This is a genomic window from Salegentibacter maritimus, from assembly GCF_016236915.1.
GTDB lineage: Bacteria > Bacteroidota > Bacteroidia > Flavobacteriales > Flavobacteriaceae > Salegentibacter > Salegentibacter maritimus.
In genome coordinates this window covers 1-319 of record NZ_JAEHOK010000069.1, presented here as the reverse complement: position 1 = coordinate 319, position 319 = coordinate 1, and the positions used below count along the sequence as shown (strand labels likewise).

The following is a 319-nucleotide window of genomic DNA, read 5'->3' as shown; positions in this document are numbered from 1 at the left end:
GTTAATAAACCTTCAGGAAGGATTAAGCTTAGCAGGGATAGGTCAGTCTCTTTATTCACTGGATAATATTTATCTACAAAGAAAACTATTTTTCAATCTAGACCCAACTTTTGAGATTGACCCGATGTTAGCTATTTTATTTTGTTTCGGAATTTTCTCTCAATTGATATTTAAATGTCATCAAAATGACAAAGGAAAAAAGGCCCTGAATAGGGCCTAAATTAATTGGTCTCAAAAAAGGGATTTAAACCCTGCAATTTTATTGCAGTACTTTAGTAGTGCGAAAAAATCTATATTTTGGTACTATGAGTTATCAAAG

The 319-nt window shown here is 31.7% G+C and carries 1 protein-coding gene; it reads left to right on the top strand.

Features of this window, described 5'->3' with window-relative positions:
• Nucleotides 1–220 (top strand): hypothetical protein (locus tag I6U49_RS17045; RefSeq protein ID WP_232804752.1); only part of this gene is annotated, 220 nt, incomplete at its 5' end.
• Between the last annotated feature and the right edge of the window lie 99 nt (nt 221–319).